We start from the raw sequence: 16,341 nt of genomic DNA on the forward strand, positions 1-16,341 counted from the left end.
GTTTGCCCTTGCCATCGACGAGGCGGCTCAGTACCGTTCGCCGCGCCTCGCCCCCGCTTGGGTGGGGCGCGTTTTGCACGCTTTCGATTGGCTCGTAGCTCAGTGGGAGAGCATCACCTTGACACGGTGGGGGTCGGCGGTTCAATCCCGCCCGAGCCAACCAGTTTCCTTCCGGGTGTGCCCGGTTCGCACCCCATGGCGATGGCCAAGTCCACGGGTGGACCCTCTCAGGCTTGCCGTCGCCTCGGTCTGGATACTCCATAACGCATGAACATTCATCTACCCGATCGATCCGTTCGCACGCTCGAATCCGGGGCCACCGCGCTCGATCTGGCCCGGGCGATCGGCCCAGGGCTGGCCCGGGCGGTGGTCGCCGCATCGATCAACGGGGTGCTGCGCGATCTCTCCACCGAGTTGCACGACGGTGACCGGGTGGAGCTGATCAAGGGGGACTCCGAGCAGGGGCTGGAGGTGATCCGCCACACCACCGCCCATCTGCTCGCGCAGGCGGTCAAGGAGCTCTTTCCACAGGCGAAGGTGGCGATCGGGCCGGTGATCGAGGATGGGTTTTACTACGACTTCGCCTTCGAGCGCCCCTTCACCCCGGAGGATCTGCAGGCGATCGAGCAGCGGATGGCGGAGATCGCCAGGCGCAAGCTTCCGGTGGTGCGTGAGGAGTGGTCGCGGGAGCAGGCGATCGACTTCTTCAACGGGCAGGGTGAGCACTACAAGGCGAAGCTGGTGGCGCGCATCCCCGAGGGGGAGGTGGTGAGCGTCTACCGTCAGGGCGACTGGCTCGACCTCTGTCGCGGCCCCCACCTGCCCGACCTCGGCCGGATCAAGGCGTTCAAGCTGATGCGGGTGGCCGGCGCCTACTGGGAGGGCGATGCCTCCAACGAGCAGTTGCAGCGCATCTACGGCACCGCCTGGGCCGACAAGAGGGCGCTGAAGGCCTACCTGCACCGGCTGGAGGAGGCCGAAAAGCGCGATCACCGCAAGCTGGGCCGGCAGTTGCACCTGTTCCACCTGCAGGAGGAGGCGCCGGGGATGGTCTTCTGGCATCCGAAGGGGTGGGCGGTGTGGCAGGTGATCGAGGGCGAGATCCGGCGGGTGATGCGCGAGCACGGCTACCGCGAGGTCCGGACGCCGCAGGTGGTCGACCGCAAGCTGTGGGAACGCTCCGGCCACTGGGACAAGTTCCGCGACGACATGTTCACCACCAGCACCGAGAACCGCGACTACGCGATCAAGCCGATGAACTGCCCCTGCCACGTGCAGGTGTTCAACCAGGAGCTCCACTCCTACCGCGATCTGCCGCTGAGATTGGCCGAGTTCGGCTCCTGCCACCGCAACGAGCCCTCCGGCACGCTGCACGGCCTGATGCGGCTGCGCAACTTCGTTCAGGACGACGCCCACATCTTCTGTACCGAGTCGCAGATCCAGCAGGAGGTGGGGGCCTTCATCGATCTGGTCTACGAGGTCTACCGCCGGTTCGGTTTCGACGACGTCATCGTCTTCCTCTCCGACCGGCCGGAGCAGCGGGTGGGGAGCGACGCCCAGTGGAACAAGGCGGAGGCGGCCCTCCATCAGGCGCTGCGCTCCAAGGGGATCGACTATGGCGAGAACCCGGGGGAGGGGGCCTTCTACGGGCCGAAGATCGAGTTCTCGCTGCGCGACTGCCTCGGTCGGGTGTGGCAGTGTGGTACCATCCAGGTCGACTTCTCCATGCCGGGTCGGCTCGGGGCCTCCTACATCGCCGAGGACAACAGTCGGAAGACGCCGGTGATGCTGCATCGTGCCATTCTCGGTTCGATGGAGCGGTTCATCGGGATCCTGATCGAACACCATGCCGGTAAGTTCCCCTTCTGGCTGGCGCCGGTGCAGGCCGTGGTGGCCAGTCTGACCGAGCGGCAGAGGGAGTACGCCTGCCGGATCGCGGAGCGGATGCGGCAGGCCGGCTTCCGGGTCGAAACGGACTTGCGCAACGAAAAGCTCGGCTATAAGGTGCGCGCCCTCACGCTCGAGCGGGTGCCCTTCATTCTGGTGGTCGGAGATCGGGAGGCGGAGGAGCGGACGGTCTCCGTGCGCAGCAGGGAGGGCGAGAATTTCGGGGTGATGGGCGTCGATGCATGGATCGAGCGGATGCGATCGATGCGGAACGATTATCTGTAGGGGGCTTGCATCAGTAGGGAACTGTTGGTGAATGAGGCGATCGACGCGCCCAGGGTGCGTTTGATCGATGCGGAAGGAAGGCAGCTCGGTGTATTGAGCAGGGAGGAGGCGCTGGCCGCCGCCGAGGAGGCGGGGCTCGATCTGGTGATGATGTCGGCCCATGCGTCGCCGCCGGTGTGCAAGCTGCTCGACTATGGACGGTACAAGTACGAGCGCAGCAAGAAGGCCAGCCAGGCCAGGAAACGGCAGCAGGTGGTCCAGATCAAGGAGGTCAAGCTGCGCTCCAGCACCGACCAGCACGATCTGGAGACCAAACTGAAGAATGTGCGCCGATTCCTGCAGGCGGGCAACAAGGTGAAGCTGAGCCTGCGCTTTCGCGGGCGCGAGATGGCCTATATCGACCGCGGAGCGGCGATGCTCCGGCGGGTGGCCGACGAGGTGGCCGATCTGGCCAAGGTGGAGCGGGAGCCCAACATGGAGGGGCGTCAGATGTTGCTCATTCTGGCTCCCTTGAAGCGGTAGCGGGTGCGGTTTCGCGGGAAGCCGGCATCCGCGACCAGGAGATACTCGTAGATCAATGGCTTGCGTACGCAAGCGAAGGCTTTGTCAGGGGATCGAAGAGCGCGCTCCTCGATTCCCGCCGAGCAAAACGTCCACGGACGGACGTTTCGTAACCACATAAGTAGTGAGACCAACGAAATGCCCAAGATGAAGACCAATCGTGGTGCGGCCAAGCGCTTCTCCAAGACCGGAAGCGGCAAGTGGAAAAGGAACAAGGCATTTGGCAACCACATCCTGACCAAGAAGAGCTCCAAGCGGAAGCGCCGCATCCGTGGCGGCGCGTTGGTGGCCAAGAGCGATGCGAAGGCGCTCGACCGCCTGGTTCCCGGCCGCTGATCCGGGCTGAGGAGGGTTTGCGATGGCACGAGTCAACTCGGGGGTGCAGGCACACGCCCGCCACAAGAAGGTGCTCAAGGCGGCCAAGGGGTATCGCGGCCGGCGCAGCACCTGTTTCCGTGTCGCCACCCAGGCGGTGGACAAGGCGCGCGAGTACGCCTATCGCGATCGCCGGGTCAGGAAGCGCGCCTTTCGTCGTCTGTGGATCGCCCGCATCAACGCCGCCGCCCGGCTGCACGGGCTGAGCTATTCACGCTTCATGCACGGCCTGGACAAGGCGGGCGTGGAGCTCGACCGCAAGGTTCTGGCCGACGTCGCGGTGCGTGACGCGGAGGGGTTCGCCAAGCTGGTGGAGATGGCTCGCGCGCATCTTTGATCATACCGCAAAAAGACCACGGACGGACTTTTTGCGATTCGATCATCTTTGATCCGATCTGCGCGGGGCTCCCGCCGGGGCCCGCGCGATCGGGATCGGGAGGAATGGCAGGGCCGGTGCGGCTCTGCCATTTTTCGTTGTGCGGTATCGCTGACGACTTCGCAAGAAAGTCGTCAGCGCGGCCACGGACGGCCGCGCAAATCCGAAGGTTGCGCATGCAGCCGATGGATTTGTTAGGGGATCGAAGAGCGCGCCCTTCGATCCCCGTTAAGCAAAACGTCCATGGACGGACCTTTTGTGGTCTGATCACCGGATGACGGGGGCAATCGAGGAGATCACCGCCCGGTTGGCGGCGCTGGAGCAGGAGACGCTGGCTGCGATCGCCGAGGCAGACTCGCTGGAGCGGTTGGCCGCCTGTCGGACGGGGGTGTTGGGGCGCAAGGGGACGCTGACCGCCCTGCTGCGCGGCATGGGGTCGCTCCCGGCCGGAGAGCGGCCGCAGGTGGGCAGCAGGGTCAATGAGGTCAAGCGCCGTCTGGGCGAGGCCTTCGATGCGCGGGCGGCCCTGTTGCGCCAGCAGGCCGAAGCGGCGCGGATCGAGGCCGAGCGCATCGATGTCACCCTGCCGGGTACCGCCGCGCGCATCGGGGCGATGCATCCGGTGGAGTGCGGCATTCGGGAGATGGTCGGCATCTTCACCCACCTCGGCTTCACCGTCGCCGAAGGTCCGGAGATCGAGGATGAGGAGCACAACTTCGATGCGCTCAACATCCCCCCCGAGCACCCGGCGCGGGCCATGCACGACACCTTCTTCTTGCGCATGGAGTCCGGAGGGAGTGCGCTGCTCTTGCGCACCCACACCTCCCCCGTGCAGGTACGGGCGATGCGCAGGATGGTGGCCGAGGGGGGGGAGCCTCCGCTCGCCGTGGTGGCGCCGGGTCGGGTCTATCGCTGCGACCACGATGTGACCCATTCCCCGATGTTCCACCAGGTGGAGGTATTCAAGGTCGATAGCGCGGCATCGATGGCCGAGCTCAAGGGGGTGTTGCACTTTTTCCTCTCCACCTATTTCGGACGCGATCTGCCGATCCGGCTGCGGCCGAGCTATTTCCCCTTCACCGAGCCTTCGGCCGAGGTCGATATCGGCTGTGTGCTGTGCGATGGCGCGGGCTGCCGGGTCTGCAAGCAGAGCGGCTGGCTCGAGGTGCTGGGCAGCGGCATGATCCACCCCAATGTGTTGCGCTCGGTGGGGATCGACAGCGCGCGCTTCTGTGGATACGCCTTCGGCCTCGGGGTGGAGCGGCTGGTGATGCTCAAGTACGGCATCCCCGATCTGCGTCTCTTCTTCGACAACGACATCCGCTTCATCCGGCAGATCGACCGGGGGAGGGCGGGACGATGAGGCTGCCCCGTTCCTGGCTGCGGTCGTTCGTCGATCTTCCGGCCTCGGATGATGAGATCGCCGAGGCGCTGGTCCGCCTCGGCCACGAGGTGGAGGCGGTGGAGCACCCGCGCGCGGCGCTGGCACGGGTGCGCGTTGGTCGCATCCTGACCATGGAGCCCCACCCCAACGCCGATCGTCTGCGGCTGCTCACCGTCGATGTCGGGGCCGCTGCACCGCTGCAGATCGTCTGCGGCGCCACCAACATGGCTGTCGGCGACAAGGTGCCGGTGGCTACCGTCGGCGCCACGCTTCCCGGCGGGGTGGTGATCAAGAAGGGGCGCATCCGTGGCGAGGAGAGCTGCGGCATGTGCTGCTCGGGGCGTGAGCTGCAGTTGGCCGACGATGCCGAGGGATTGCTGATCCTGCCCGATGACGCCGAGGTGGGCATGGCGATGGGCGACTGGCTCGGGCTGGAGGAGACCATCTTTGCCCTCTCCATCACCCCCAACCGAGGCGACTGCATGAGCATCTTCGGGCTGGCGCGCGAGCTGGCCGCGGAGATGGATCGGCCGCTGCGCACGCCCAACGTGGCCGCGGTGGCCGTCGATTCGGAAGCGGCCGCGCCGCAGGTGGATCTGCGGGCCGCCGACGGCGCCCCCTGCTACCTCGCCCGCACCATCCGCGGGGTGCGGGTGGCGCCGTCGCCGGCGTGGCTGCAGCAGCGGTTGCTGGCGATGGGTCAGCGGCCGGTCAACGGCGTGGTCGACGTCCTCAACTTCGTCATGTTCGAGCTGGGCCAGCCGATGCACGCCTTCGACGCCGCACGCATTCGTGGTCCGGTGGTGGTGCGGCGGGCGGTCGGGGGCGAGCGGATCGATGCGCTCGACGGACACCGCTACGAACTGAACAGTGAGGATCTGGTCATCGCCGATGGCCGCGGGGTGCTGGCTTTGGCCGGCATCATCGGCTCGGAGGAGTCCTGCGTGACGGAGCAGACCACGGATTTGCTGATCGAGTCGGCCTTCTTCACGCCGGCCGGCATCAGCCGCAGCCGCCGCCGGCTCGGAGTGGTCTCCGAGGCGTCGATGCGCTTCGAGCGCGGTGTCGATCCGGCGCAGGTGGCCTGTGCGATGGAACGGGCGACGGCATTGATCCTCGATCTGTTCGGCGGCCGTGCCGGTGGTGTGCGCCGATGCGGCGCCCTGGACGGGTTGCTGGAGTCGCGTACGATCAGCACCACGGTGGGCCGCATCGAGGCGCGGTTGGGGCTGGCCGTGGAGGAGCGGTTCGATGCGGTGTTGCGCCGCATGGGCTTCGGGGTGACCCGTTCCGACGGGCGGATCTCCGTCGTGGTTCCGCCCTTCCGCCACGACATCTCCCTGCCCGAGGATCTCTCCGAGGAGTATGGCCGCATCATCGGCTACGACGCCATCCCGACGGTGGCGCCGCGGCAGGCGGCGGTGGCGCCGGTGCCTCGTGACGCCGCGCTCGAACAGGCGGTGGCCGGCGGCTTCACCCAGGTGGTCAACTACGCCTTCATCAGCGTGGAGGAGCAGCGTCTGTTCGATCCCGATCCTGCCGGCGATCTGCTGCTGGCCAATCCGATCTCCGAGGCGATGGCGGTGATGCGGCGCAGCCTCTTCGTCGGCCTGCTGCGCTCCGCGCAGTACAACCTCAACCGCCAACAGCCCTTCGTGGCGCTGGTCGAGCAGGGTCGGGGCTACCGCCGTACCGGGAAAGAGCGCTTCGAGGAGTACAGGCTGATCGGCTGGCTCATGGCCGGCGCCGTCGAGCCGGATGGCTGGTACGGCCGCGGCCGTCCGGCGGAGTTTCGCGATCTCAAGGGGGCGGTGGAGTGCTGGCTGGATCGGCGCGGTATCACAGCCCGCTTCATCGCCGATGACCGTCTGCCTGGACTACAGCCGGGGCAGAGCGCCGCCATCATGGTCGGGCGCGATCGGGTGGGGGTGCTCGGCCGCATCCAACCGCAGGTGGCGGACCGTTTCCAGATCGATCTGCCGGTCTTCGTCGCCCAGATCGCGCTCGATCGGCTGCCCGCGCGCCGGAAGGCGGTCCGCTTCATGCCCTTGCCCGAGTATCCGGCCATCGTTCGCGATCTGGTGATGGCCTTCCCGTGCACGACCACCGCGGCGGAGATCCTGCAGGCGGCGAGCCGGGCCGGCGGCAGGCTGCTCGAGTCGGTGGAGATCTTCGACCGCTTCACCGGTGAGGGGGTGGAGCGGGGGTGGGTCAGCATCGGGCTGCGCTGCCGGCTGCGCGATGGCAGGCGCACCCTGACCCAGGAGGAGGCCGAGCAGGTGATCCGCGGGGTGGCCGGGACGCTGGCGAAGCGGTTCGGCGCGGTGCGGCGCTGAGCGGCGGAGGCGCATCGGGCGGCCTGTTCGCTCCGGAGGATCGGCAGGAGACCACCGGGAGGAAGGAGTAGCATGTTTCACGGAACCATGACCGCACTGATCACCCCCTTTCGCGACGGGGAGATCGACGAGGAGGCCTTCCGCGCCCATATCGAGCGGCAGATCGAGGCCGGTGTCCAGGGGCTGATCCCCGCCGGCAGCACCGGTGAGGCGGCGACGCTGTCGGTGGCCGAGCACAAGCGGCTGATCCGCATCGCCGTGGAGCAGGCCGCAGGCCGGGTGCCGGTGATCGCCGGCACCGGCAGCAACAACACCGCCGAGTCGATCGAGTTGACCGCCGCCGCACAGGAGGCCGGCGCCGATGCGGCGCTGCTCATCTCCCCCTACTACAACAAGCCGACGCAGGAGGGGATCTACCGCCACCACCGGGCGGTGGCCGAGGCGGTCCATCTGCCCCAGGTGCTCTACAACGTGCCGGGGCGGACGGCCTCCAACCTGGAGCCGGAGACGGTGGGGCGGTTGTCGCACATCAGCAACATCGTCGGCATCAAGGACGCCACGGCCGACATGGAGCAGCTTGCCCGCACCATGGAGGCGTGCGACGGACGCATCGAGTTCTACTCCGGCGACGACGCCACCGTGCTGCCGTTCATGGCGCTCGGCGGGGTGGGGGTGATCTCGGTGGTCTCCAACGTGGCGCCGCGCACCATGCGGGCGCTGACCGATGCCATGGCCCGTGGAGATCTGGCGACCGCACGCCGGTTGCAGATGGCACTGCTCGAGCTCAATCGGGCGATGTTCGTCCGCAGCAATCCGATGCCGGTCAAGGCGGCCTGCGCCCTGCTCGGCTGGGCAAGCGACGAGATCCGTCTGCCGCTGACCGGGCTCGACGATGCGGCCATGGAGGTGCTGCGCGCGGCGATGCGCGCCTTTCGCGGCCATGACGGGGAGCGGCTCTCCGTCGCCGGATCGTAACACCGGCGGATCGGCGGCAAACCGGGCGCCTCCGGCCCACGGATGGGGGCTGGATCGTTGTCTCTGAGCGGGGAGGACGGGATCCACCGGCGGCGCTGGCGTGTGCGGCGGCGGCTGCTCCACTCCTCCTACCGGCTGCTCCACTCCGCCGCCTACTTCCTGGCCGGCTGCGTCGGCTTCGTCATTTTCATCGCCATGTTGATGATCGCCGAATCGCTGATCTACGCAGTCAGCGGCGTGTCGCTCTCGCCGTGGTCGGTGGTGGTCGCCGCGCTGGTGACCGCCTTCTACTTCTCTCCCATCGTCCGTTTCCTCCACGACCGCATCGACCAGCGTCTCTTCCCCGAACGGCTCGACTCGCTGGCCGCGATCCGGCAGCTCGGCGCGGGCGACCTGGCTCAGCTGCCGCCGGAGAATGTCGAGCGGTCGCTGCTCGAACGGATCGCGACGGTCTGCTCGCGCAGCCCGGTGGCGCTCGACGAATCCACCGCCGACGGCGGGCGGCGCTGTTTCTGCCAGCCGAAAGAGGCACCGCCGCCTGCCGCCGACGGGGTCGTTCAGCCTCCCTATGTGGCGGCGGTGGCCATTCCGACCGCGCACGGCGGCACCTCATGGCTCCACTTCGGTCCGCGGACCGATTTCTTGCCGCTGGACGAGGCCGAACGCAACGGGCTGGAGAGTCTGGCGCGCTTCGCCGCCACCTCGCTCGAGCATGCCCGGCTCTCCCAGCAGCAGGCGCAGGCCGCACGCCTCGACTCCATCGCCCGGGTGGCGGCGCAACTGCAGTCGCACGACCTGAAGAATCGCATCCACGACCTCGAGTTTCTCGCCCACCACCTGGAGTCGGGTGCGCTCGATCCCGAGGAGATCCAGGCGCTGGTCGTCGCCGTGCGCAAGGTGAGCGGCCGCATGCAGACCCTGATGCAGCGGATGACCGATCCCAACGCGCCGTTGACCCTCAAGCGGAAGCCGGTCGATCTGCGCCGGCAGTTGCAACGCGAGGTGGAGGCGCGCCTCTGGCCGGAGGGGGTGCGGATCTTCTGCGATCTCCAGCCGGTGCCGCTGATCCACGCCGATCCCGATCTGCTCTTCAGCGTCTTCGAGAACCTGTTCGACAACGCGGTGCAGGCGGTGAACAAGCAGGGGCGGATCTGGCTGACCCTGCGTGCCGATGGCGATATGGTCGAGGCGACGGTGCGTGATGATGGCATCGGCATGAGCGCCCACTACCTGCGCCACCGGCTGTTCGAGCTCTTCTCCACCAGCAAGGAGCACGGGCTCGGGATCGGCCTCTACCTGAGCCGGCGTATCGTCCGGCTGCACGGCGGCACGATCACGGCCGACTCCGCCGGGGAGGGGGCGGGTGCCTGCTTTACCGTACGGCTGCCGATCTGGCGGCAGGCGGCGGAGCGCAAGGAGGGCGACGATGCGCCATAACATCCTGATCATCGACGACAACGACATCAACCGACTCAACCTCAAGCTGCTGCTCAAGCGGGAGTATGCGGTGTTCGAGGCGGGCGATCTCGAAGCGGCCGAGGAGGTGCTGGGCAACCAGCGCATCGATCTGGTGCTGCTCGATCTCGCCCTGCCGCCGGAGCCGGACAACCCCGAGGTGGGGTTGGGCTATCTGGCCACGCTTCGCGAGACCAATCCCGATCTGACCGTGATCGTCATCACCGGCCACGACGCCCACGAGATCGCCCGTCGGGCGCAGCAGCTGGGGGCGGCGGGCTTCTTCGCCAAGCCGTTCCAGCCCGAGGACGTGCATGAGGCGGTGGCGCGGGCGATGGAGGCGCTCCATACCAGGCTGCGCGAGCAGGCGCTGCACCACGCGCTTCAGCGGCGCATGGAACAGGAGATCCTCGGCGATTCACCGGCCATGTGCCGGCTGCGCGCGATGATCGATTCGGTGGCGCCGATGCCCTCGACGGTGCTGATCCGTGGTGAGACCGGTACCGGCAAGGAGCTGGTCGCCCGACAGTTGCATGCCAGAAGCCTGCGTAGCAACGGCCCGTTCGTGGCGATCAACTGTGCTGCGATCCGTGTGGAGCATCTGGAGCTGGAGCTGTTCGGTCACGAGAAGGGGGCCTTCCCTGGTGCCGACCGGCGCAAGCTGGGCTGGTTCGAGCGCGCCTCCGGCGGCACGCTCTACCTCGACGAGGTGGCCAACCTGCCGCTCTCCACCCAGGTGAAGCTGCTGCGCGTGCTCGAGCACGGCGAGCTCTGCCGGGTGGGGGGCGAGGCGACCATCCACACCGATGTCCGGCTGATCTGCTCGACGCGCAAGGCGCTCGATCGGCTGGTGCGCGACGGCCTCTTCCGCGACGACCTCTACTTCCGCATCCACGTGGTGGAGATCGAGGTGCCGCCGTTACGCGCCCATCTCGAGGATCTGCCGGCCTTGGCCGACCACATCCTGCAGCGCAAGGCGCTGGAGTGCGGCAAGGAGGTGGAGCGGTTCGGTGCCCGGGCGCTGCGCCAGATGGCCGAATACGACTGGCCGGGCAATGTGCGTGAGTTGGAGAACATCATCGAGCGGGCGGTGGTGCTGGCCGACGGCCCCGAGATCGATACGCTGCCGCCGTTGCACGGCCCCCACGGCGGCGAGGGGGTGGATCTGCTCGCGCAGTGGATCGAACGGTTGCCCCGGTCGGGGATCGATGCCGACAAGCTGGTCGCCCGCTTCGAGCGGATGCTGATCGAGCATGCGCTGGCGCTGCACAACGGGGTGAAGATCAAGGCCGGCCAGTGGTTGGGCTATGGCGACAGCGCCAAGGACCGCATGCGCTACCAGTGCGAGAAGTTCTCCATCCGGCCGGGGGCGAAGCCGTGATACGCCTGCCGACCTGGCTGCTGCTCCTGCCGGTGTTGTTGCTGGCTCTTCCCGCCCATCCGACGGAGGCGAGCGAGTACCTCTACTACCGCGACGTGGTGATTCCCCCCTTCAAGAGCATGCGCGAGTTCTTCGACCTGCCCGATCGACGCGGCAGCTACGAGGTGACGGTGGTCTCCGATTCGCTCGGACCGCTCACCTTCCGGGTGCTGCGGGTGCAGGGTGAGGCGGAGCGGCTGGAGGTGCGCCGGCGCAGCTACCGTATCCAGAACCACCTCTTCCAGGCGGCGTTCGACAACCGCGGCGGCAAGGATGACCTGATGGTGGTGATCGACAACGCCAACCCTCTGCAGTCGGCGCGTGTGTCGCTCTATGTGATCGAACCGCCGCCCTGACCGCCACAGCAGGGAGCGGATCCGCTCACGGGCGGCTCTCTTTGGGGGTGTCGTCGATGGCGGTGGGAGGTCGAGGGCGTCGGTGCGCCCGTCTTCGTCCCTCGGGGGGAGTCGGCGGGAGGCGGACTACGTCTCCACCGGGCAGAGGGCGGTGGAGAGCTGGGCGCGCAGCTTCTTCATCGCCCGCGCTTCGAGCTGCCGCACCCGCTCGACGGAGATGCCGAACTCCTCGGCCAGGTCCTTCAGTGTGGCCGGCGTGTCGGTCAGGTGGCGCTGGCGGATGATCATCCGATCCCGCGGGGAGAGGCTCTGCATCGCCTGCTCGAGGCTGGCGTGGCGGTAGCGCATCCACTCATGCTCCTCGACGTAGTCCTCCGGCGTGGGGTCGTCGGCCGGCAGGGCGTCGAGCATGGCGCTGCCGTCGGCATCGCCGTCGAGCGACAGGTCGCGCTTGAGGTAGGCGTTGGCCGTCTCCTGATAGCGGTGGGCGTCGATACCGAACTCACTGGCCACCTCGTCGCAGTCGGTGCCGTCGACCGCGGCGATGGCGTTGCGCGCCTTCTTCAGCCCGGCGAAGATCCGCCGCTGAAGTTTGTTGGTGCCCAGCTTGACGATACTCCAGGAGCGCAGGATGTAGTCGTGGATCGCCGCGCGGATCCACCACGATGCGTAGGTGACCAGCCGGAAGCCGCGCTCGGGGTCGAAGCGTTTGACGGCGTGCATCAAGCCGAGCACCCCCTCCTGGATCAGGTCCATCTCCGGCAGGCCGAAGTGGCGGTACTCACGGGCGATGGCATCCACCGAGTAGAGGTTGGCGGTGACCAGACGGCGGGCCGCCTCGGCATCGCGGTGGTCACGCCAGCGGCGGGCAAGCCGGATCTCCTCCTCGCGGGAGAGCCGCTCGATGCGACGGATGTCGCGGCGGAACAGGGCGATGCTGCTCAACTCGACGGGCAATGTTGCCATAGACTCCAGATTCCCTCCTTGTTGCTTGGTGTTGCCGGGCCCGGCCATCTCCTGGCGCTCCCCTTGCTCCTTGCGGCCGGAGGGGCCGCCCACTTCGCGCTCTGTCGGGCGACGGTCCGCGGCCGGACGCTTTGCGTCTCCATTATAGGGTCGTCCGGGGCGGAGGTCAAGAGGTCTGGGCGATCCCGGCCAGATACCAGGTGGGATCGTTGCTGCCCGCCTCGTGGCAGAAGGTCCAGACCTCCTCCACCCGTCCGTTGGATTCCTCGAGTGTCGTACCGCCACGGGCATCGATGGTGCGCTCGCGCATCAGCGCGGTAAAGCGGACCGCCGCCCATTCGTGTCCCGCCTCCTGCCAGCTCTCCAGCAGTTCGGCATCGACGGTGACCGTTTCGGTCTCGTGACGCAGGCCGCGGGAATCCTCCAGCTGACGTGCGATCTCATTGGCAAACTCGGGACGGCAGAAGCGGCGGATCTCATCGAGGTCGCCGCGGTCCCACGCCTGCTGCATGCGCACGAAGATGGTGCGGGCGGCGTCGAGGAACGGGCCGACCTCGATCTCCGGTCGTGCCTCGTGCGGTGGTGCGGCGACGCCCCCGGTCATGGGGGGCTCCTCCATCGCCCGGTTGTCGATGTAGGCGTGGTTGCCACTGGCGAAGGGGGCCTCATGGCCGGGTTGTGCGGTGGTCTGCTGCTGCCAGGCGAACGCTCTCGCCTGGCGGCGGAACCACCACGAGACGGCGAGGATGATCGCGCCGATGATCAGGAGGTCGAACAGGTTGATGCCGTGGAAGGCGCCGCCGAACAGCAGGGCGCCGAGCAGTCCGCCCATGGCCAGGCCGGCGATGGCCCCCATCCAGCCGCTGCGCGGGCGCGGGTTGTCGCGGGCGAGGGGGCGGGGGGCGGCCATCGGTCGGCGGGCGTGGGCGTGCGGGAATGCGCGATGGTGGATGCCGAAGGATGAGCCGCCGCCGAAGCGGCGCGCATCGGCGTGGTCGACCGGCCACAGGGAGAAGATCGTGACCGCGGCGATGGTGAACAGGAACAGGCGCGTCATGGTCCGGCCTCCTCGTTGCGGGTGTGCCGGTTTTCCCGGCTGAGTGTCGGGTGCGATGCTGCGCGGGCAACCTTAACGGAAGCTGAAGTGGTCGGAGGCGAGCAGCAGCACGGCTGCGTTGGCTGCGGCATGCAGCATGATCGGCAGCCAGAGGTTGCCGCTATGGGCGTAGATCCAGGCGAAGAGCAGGCCGCCGATCAGTTGCGGGGAGGGCAGATGGCCGTGGGCCAGGGCGAAGAGGAGCGCGTCGGCGACGATCGCAGGCCATCGACCGAACACCCCTCTCAACAGCGGGTAGAGCAGGCCGCGGAAGAGCAGCTCCTCCAGCAGTGGGGCGACCAGCAGCGTCAGCACCACACCGGCCGGATCGGCGACCGGCCGCGGCCAGCCATCGAGTGTGCCCGACCGCAGCAGGGCGAGGACGATCGCTCCTGCGACGGCGGCGGTGCCGGCGAGCAGCCGCCACTGCGCGCGATCGGGGGAGATCAGCCCAAGACCGGGGAGGGCGCGCTGTCGGATGAGCAGGGCGCCGACCCAGCAGAGCTGGGCACAACGGATCAGCAGCAGGGTGCCGGTGGTGATGTGTGGCAGTAGTTGCCCCCCGGCCTCGATCAGCAGCACCCCAGTCCAGATCGGCAACTGCCCGGAGGGGCGGTGGCCGGGGGTCACCGCGGCGTCCGCTCGGCGGTGCGTCGGGCCGTGACCCCTTTCGGCAGCGGCGTCTGCGGCGGAAGCAGGCAGCGCAGGAGGCAATATTCCCGCTGGTGGGCGATCTCCAACACCCTGCCATGGCGGTGGCACCAGGCGATGGCCGCTCCGTCGGCGGCCGGAATGGTCAGGGTCCGTTCGACCCAGCGGCGGCGGACCCAATCGCGCAGGAAGGCCCGCAGCCGATCGATCCCCGCACCGGTTGCGGCGGAGATGGCGATGCGACCGCCGTTTTCCGCTTCGTGGATCGCACCGGTCACCTGCGGGGTCAGATCGCACTTGTTGAGCAGCTCGACCACCGGCGGGATCGCCGCATCGTCGGGAAAGAGGCGATGGAGCGTCTCCTCGACCACCTCCTTCTGCCGCAGGCTCTCCCGATCGGCGATGTCGCGCACATGAAGGATCAGGTCGGCCTGGGTCACCTCCTCCAGCGTGGCGTGGAAGGCGTCGATCAGTTCGTGCGGCAATGCCTGCACGAAGCCGACCGTATCGGAGAGGATGACCGCCGCGCCGTCGCCGAGGTCGGCCTGGCGCAGGGTGGGGTCGAGCGTGGCGAAGAGTTGATCATCGGCGTGGACCGATGCGGCGGTTAGCCGGTTGAACAGCGTCGATTTGCCGGCGTTGGTGTAGCCGACCAACGCCACCACCGGAAGCGCCTTGCGTCGGCGCCCAGCCCGCTGGGTGGCGCGTCGGGTGCGTACCCGTGCCAGCTCCGTGTGCAGTTTCTTGATCTGGCGACGGATCATGCGGCGGTCGAGTTCGATCTGCCGCTCGCCCGGCCCGCCCATGAAGCCGTAGCCGCCGCGCTGCCGCTCCAGGTGGGTCCAGGAGCGGACCAGCCGGCTCACCTGGTAGTTGAGGCTGGCCAGTTGCACCTGCAGCACCCCCTCGCGGGTGCGCGCCCGGGCGGCGAAGATCTCGAGGATCAGCCCGGTGCGGTCGACCACCTTGCAGTTCCATGCCCGTTCGAGGTTGCGCTGCTGGACGGGGGTGAGCGGGTGGTCGACGAAGGCGACGGTGGCGCCGTGTCGGGTCACCTCCGCCCCGATCGACGCCACCTGCCCCGCGCCGAACAGGGTGGCGGGATGGAGGGTGCGCAGGAGCATGGAGCGAGAGACGACCGGACGGCAGCCGGCGCTCTCGATCAACCGGTCGAACTCCCGCCGTCGCGCCTCGGCGTGGTGCTCCCGCTCCTCGCGGCCGGTGCGCGGATGGAGGCTGAGTGCCGCCTCTCCTTCCCGATGGGCTTCACTCACCGGTGCAGCGCCTGCTCGATCATCGGCTTGAGGGTGGCCCCATCGCCGTGGATCGCGCCGGGATGCTGGTGGCGGAACCAGGTCTGTTGCCGTTTGGCGTAGCGCCGGGTGGCGGTGATGCCGGCGGCGATTGCCTCCTCCAACGGCAGCGCCCCGCGGATGTGTTGCAGCAGCTGGCGGTAGCCGACCGCCCGCATCGCCGGGTGGCCGCGGTCGAGACCGAGCGAGGCGAGCCAGCGCACCTCCTCGATCCACCCCTGTGCGATCATGGCGTGGAAACGCTGCTCCAGCTTCGGGTAGAGCTGCGGGCGCGGCACCTCCAGCACGAAGACGGGGCAGTGGAGCGGGAAGGGCGACGCGGGTCGGCGCTGCCATTCGGAGAGCGGTTGCCCGCTGCTCAGCCGGACGGCGAGCGCCCGCAGGATGCGCTGGCGGTCCCGCCCGGCCAGGCGGGCGGCGCTCTCCGGATCGAGGCGACGCAACATGTGGTGCAGCCAGGCGATGCCGCGTCGTGCGGCGATCGCCTCCAACCGCCGCCGGATCTCCGGGCGCTCTGGCGGGATCTCGGCCAGACCCTGCAGCAGTGCGCGCAGGTAGAGGCCGGTGCCGCCGACGATCAGGGGGATCACGCCGCGGGCGTTGCATGCGCCGATCAGCTCCCGGCAGCGCGCAGCCCACCAGGCGGCATCGCCGGTCTGCGGCAGCTGGAGCACGTCGATCATGGCGTGGGGGATGCGCGTCCGTTCGGCACGGGTCGGTTTGGCGGTGCCGATGTCCAGCCCGCGGTAGAGCTGCATCGAGTCGCAGGCGATGATCAGCGCGGGTGGTGGATCGAGCCGCATGGCCAGTGCCGACTTGCCGCTGCCGGTGGCCCCCACCAGGGCGACGGCGCTATAGCGGGACAACCGTCGCCCGTACGGCGGCATGCCGCCGCGCCGCGTTGC

General features: G+C 68.3%; 15 protein-coding genes and 1 tRNA gene. 11 read left to right on the forward strand and 5 right to left on the reverse strand.

The annotated features are described in order from the left end of the window. The first annotated feature begins 88 nt into the window (after positions 1-88). From D6682_00125 to D6682_00175, 11 genes are all read left to right on the forward strand, one after another. Positions 89-163, forward strand: a tRNA-Val gene (locus D6682_00125). 104 nt (positions 164-267) lie between these two features. Continuing rightward, positions 268-2,172, forward strand: a complete 1,905-nt coding sequence (gene thrS, locus D6682_00130; protein ID RMH53035.1) for a threonine--tRNA ligase — start codon at positions 268-270, stop codon at positions 2,170-2,172. 9 nt (positions 2,173-2,181) lie between these two features. After that, a complete protein-coding gene (locus tag D6682_00135; protein RMH53036.1) occupies positions 2,182-2,694 on the forward strand; it encodes a translation initiation factor IF-3 in 513 nt (170 codons plus the stop codon). A gap of 177 nt (positions 2,695-2,871) precedes the next feature. Beyond that, entirely contained in the window at positions 2,872-3,069 is a 198-nt protein-coding gene (locus D6682_00140) for a 50S ribosomal protein L35 (protein RMH53037.1), read from the forward strand. A gap of 22 nt (positions 3,070-3,091) precedes the next feature. After that, complete coding sequence (locus D6682_00145) at positions 3,092-3,445, forward strand: 50S ribosomal protein L20 (GenBank protein ID RMH53038.1); 354 nt, start codon at positions 3,092-3,094, stop codon at positions 3,443-3,445. 313 nt (positions 3,446-3,758) lie between these two features. Beyond that, the gene (locus tag D6682_00150; GenBank protein ID RMH53039.1) at positions 3,759-4,847 is read left to right on the forward strand and encodes a phenylalanine--tRNA ligase subunit alpha; all 1,089 of its coding nucleotides are present in this window, start codon (positions 3,759-3,761) and stop codon (positions 4,845-4,847) included. Next, positions 4,844-7,204, forward strand: a complete 2,361-nt coding sequence (locus D6682_00155) for a phenylalanine--tRNA ligase subunit beta (protein ID RMH53040.1) — start codon at positions 4,844-4,846, stop codon at positions 7,202-7,204. Before D6682_00150 ends, D6682_00155 begins: the two co-directional genes overlap by 4 nt. Positions 7,205-7,276: 72 nt before the next feature. Beyond that, positions 7,277-8,179 (forward strand): 4-hydroxy-tetrahydrodipicolinate synthase, encoded by a 903-nt coding sequence (locus tag D6682_00160; GenBank protein ID RMH53041.1) that lies wholly within the window; start codon positions 7,277-7,279, stop codon positions 8,177-8,179. Between the two features lie 42 nt (positions 8,180-8,221). Beyond that, positions 8,222-9,616, forward strand: a complete 1,395-nt coding sequence (locus tag D6682_00165; GenBank protein ID RMH53042.1) for an ATP-binding protein — start codon at positions 8,222-8,224, stop codon at positions 9,614-9,616. Then, positions 9,606-11,015 carry a sigma-54-dependent Fis family transcriptional regulator gene (locus D6682_00170; GenBank protein RMH53043.1) on the forward strand — a complete coding sequence of 470 codons (1,410 nt, stop codon included), beginning with the start codon at positions 9,606-9,608 and terminating at the stop codon, positions 11,013-11,015. Before D6682_00165 ends, D6682_00170 begins: the two co-directional genes overlap by 11 nt. Positions 11,016-11,035: 20 nt before the next feature. Then, complete coding sequence (locus D6682_00175; protein RMH53072.1) at positions 11,036-11,410, forward strand: hypothetical protein; 375 nt, start codon at positions 11,036-11,038, stop codon at positions 11,408-11,410. Positions 11,411-11,536: 126 nt separating this feature from the next. On the opposite strand, the gene D6682_00180 is transcribed toward D6682_00175, so the two are convergent. The 5 genes from D6682_00180 to miaA all read right to left on the reverse strand — a co-directional run bounded on the left by D6682_00180 (position 11,537) and on the right by miaA (position 16,302). Then, positions 11,537-12,376: a sigma-70 family RNA polymerase sigma factor gene (locus D6682_00180; protein ID RMH53073.1), complete on the reverse strand. Its 840-nt coding sequence runs from the start codon at positions 12,374-12,376 to the stop codon at positions 11,537-11,539. Between the two features lie 166 nt (positions 12,377-12,542). Then, positions 12,543-13,433: a Tim44 domain-containing protein gene (locus D6682_00185; GenBank protein RMH53044.1), complete on the reverse strand. Its 891-nt coding sequence runs from the start codon at positions 13,431-13,433 to the stop codon at positions 12,543-12,545. A 72-nt stretch (positions 13,434-13,505) separates the two neighbouring features. Beyond that, positions 13,506-14,303 (reverse strand): CPBP family intramembrane metalloprotease, encoded by a 798-nt coding sequence (locus D6682_00190; protein ID RMH53045.1) that lies wholly within the window; start codon positions 14,301-14,303, stop codon positions 13,506-13,508. After that, positions 14,099-15,397, reverse strand: a complete 1,299-nt coding sequence (hflX, locus tag D6682_00195; GenBank protein ID RMH53046.1) for a GTPase HflX — start codon at positions 15,395-15,397, stop codon at positions 14,099-14,101. The genes D6682_00190 and hflX overlap by 205 nt, the downstream gene beginning before the upstream one ends. After that, complete coding sequence (miaA, locus tag D6682_00200) at positions 15,394-16,302, reverse strand: tRNA (adenosine(37)-N6)-dimethylallyltransferase MiaA (GenBank protein RMH53047.1); 909 nt, start codon at positions 16,300-16,302, stop codon at positions 15,394-15,396. Before miaA ends, hflX begins: the two co-directional genes overlap by 4 nt. Positions 16,303-16,341: the final 39 nt, after the last annotated feature.

The sequence above is a fragment of the Zetaproteobacteria bacterium genome (genome assembly GCA_003696765.1).
Taxonomy (GTDB): domain Bacteria; phylum Pseudomonadota; class Zetaproteobacteria; order Mariprofundales; family J009; genus RFFX01.

Coding starts and splice junctions, on each gene's coding strand:
- D6682_00140 (RMH53037.1), top strand. CDS start 2,872: ATGCCCAAGATGAAGACCAATCGTGGTGCGGCCAAGCGCTTCTCCAAG.
- D6682_00180 (RMH53073.1), bottom strand. CDS start 12,376: ATGGCAACATTGCCCGTCGAGTTGAGCAGCATCGCCCTGTTCCGCCGC.
- D6682_00145 (RMH53038.1), top strand. CDS start 3,092: ATGGCACGAGTCAACTCGGGGGTGCAGGCACACGCCCGCCACAAGAAG.
- thrS (RMH53035.1), top strand. CDS start 268: ATGAACATTCATCTACCCGATCGATCCGTTCGCACGCTCGAATCCGGG.
- D6682_00150 (RMH53039.1), top strand. CDS start 3,759: ATGACGGGGGCAATCGAGGAGATCACCGCCCGGTTGGCGGCGCTGGAG.
- D6682_00185 (RMH53044.1), bottom strand. CDS start 13,433: ATGACGCGCCTGTTCCTGTTCACCATCGCCGCGGTCACGATCTTCTCC.
- D6682_00170 (RMH53043.1), top strand. CDS start 9,606: ATGCGCCATAACATCCTGATCATCGACGACAACGACATCAACCGACTC.
- D6682_00165 (RMH53042.1), top strand. CDS start 8,222: ATGGGGGCTGGATCGTTGTCTCTGAGCGGGGAGGACGGGATCCACCGG.
- D6682_00160 (RMH53041.1), top strand. CDS start 7,277: ATGTTTCACGGAACCATGACCGCACTGATCACCCCCTTTCGCGACGGG.
- D6682_00155 (RMH53040.1), top strand. CDS start 4,844: ATGAGGCTGCCCCGTTCCTGGCTGCGGTCGTTCGTCGATCTTCCGGCC.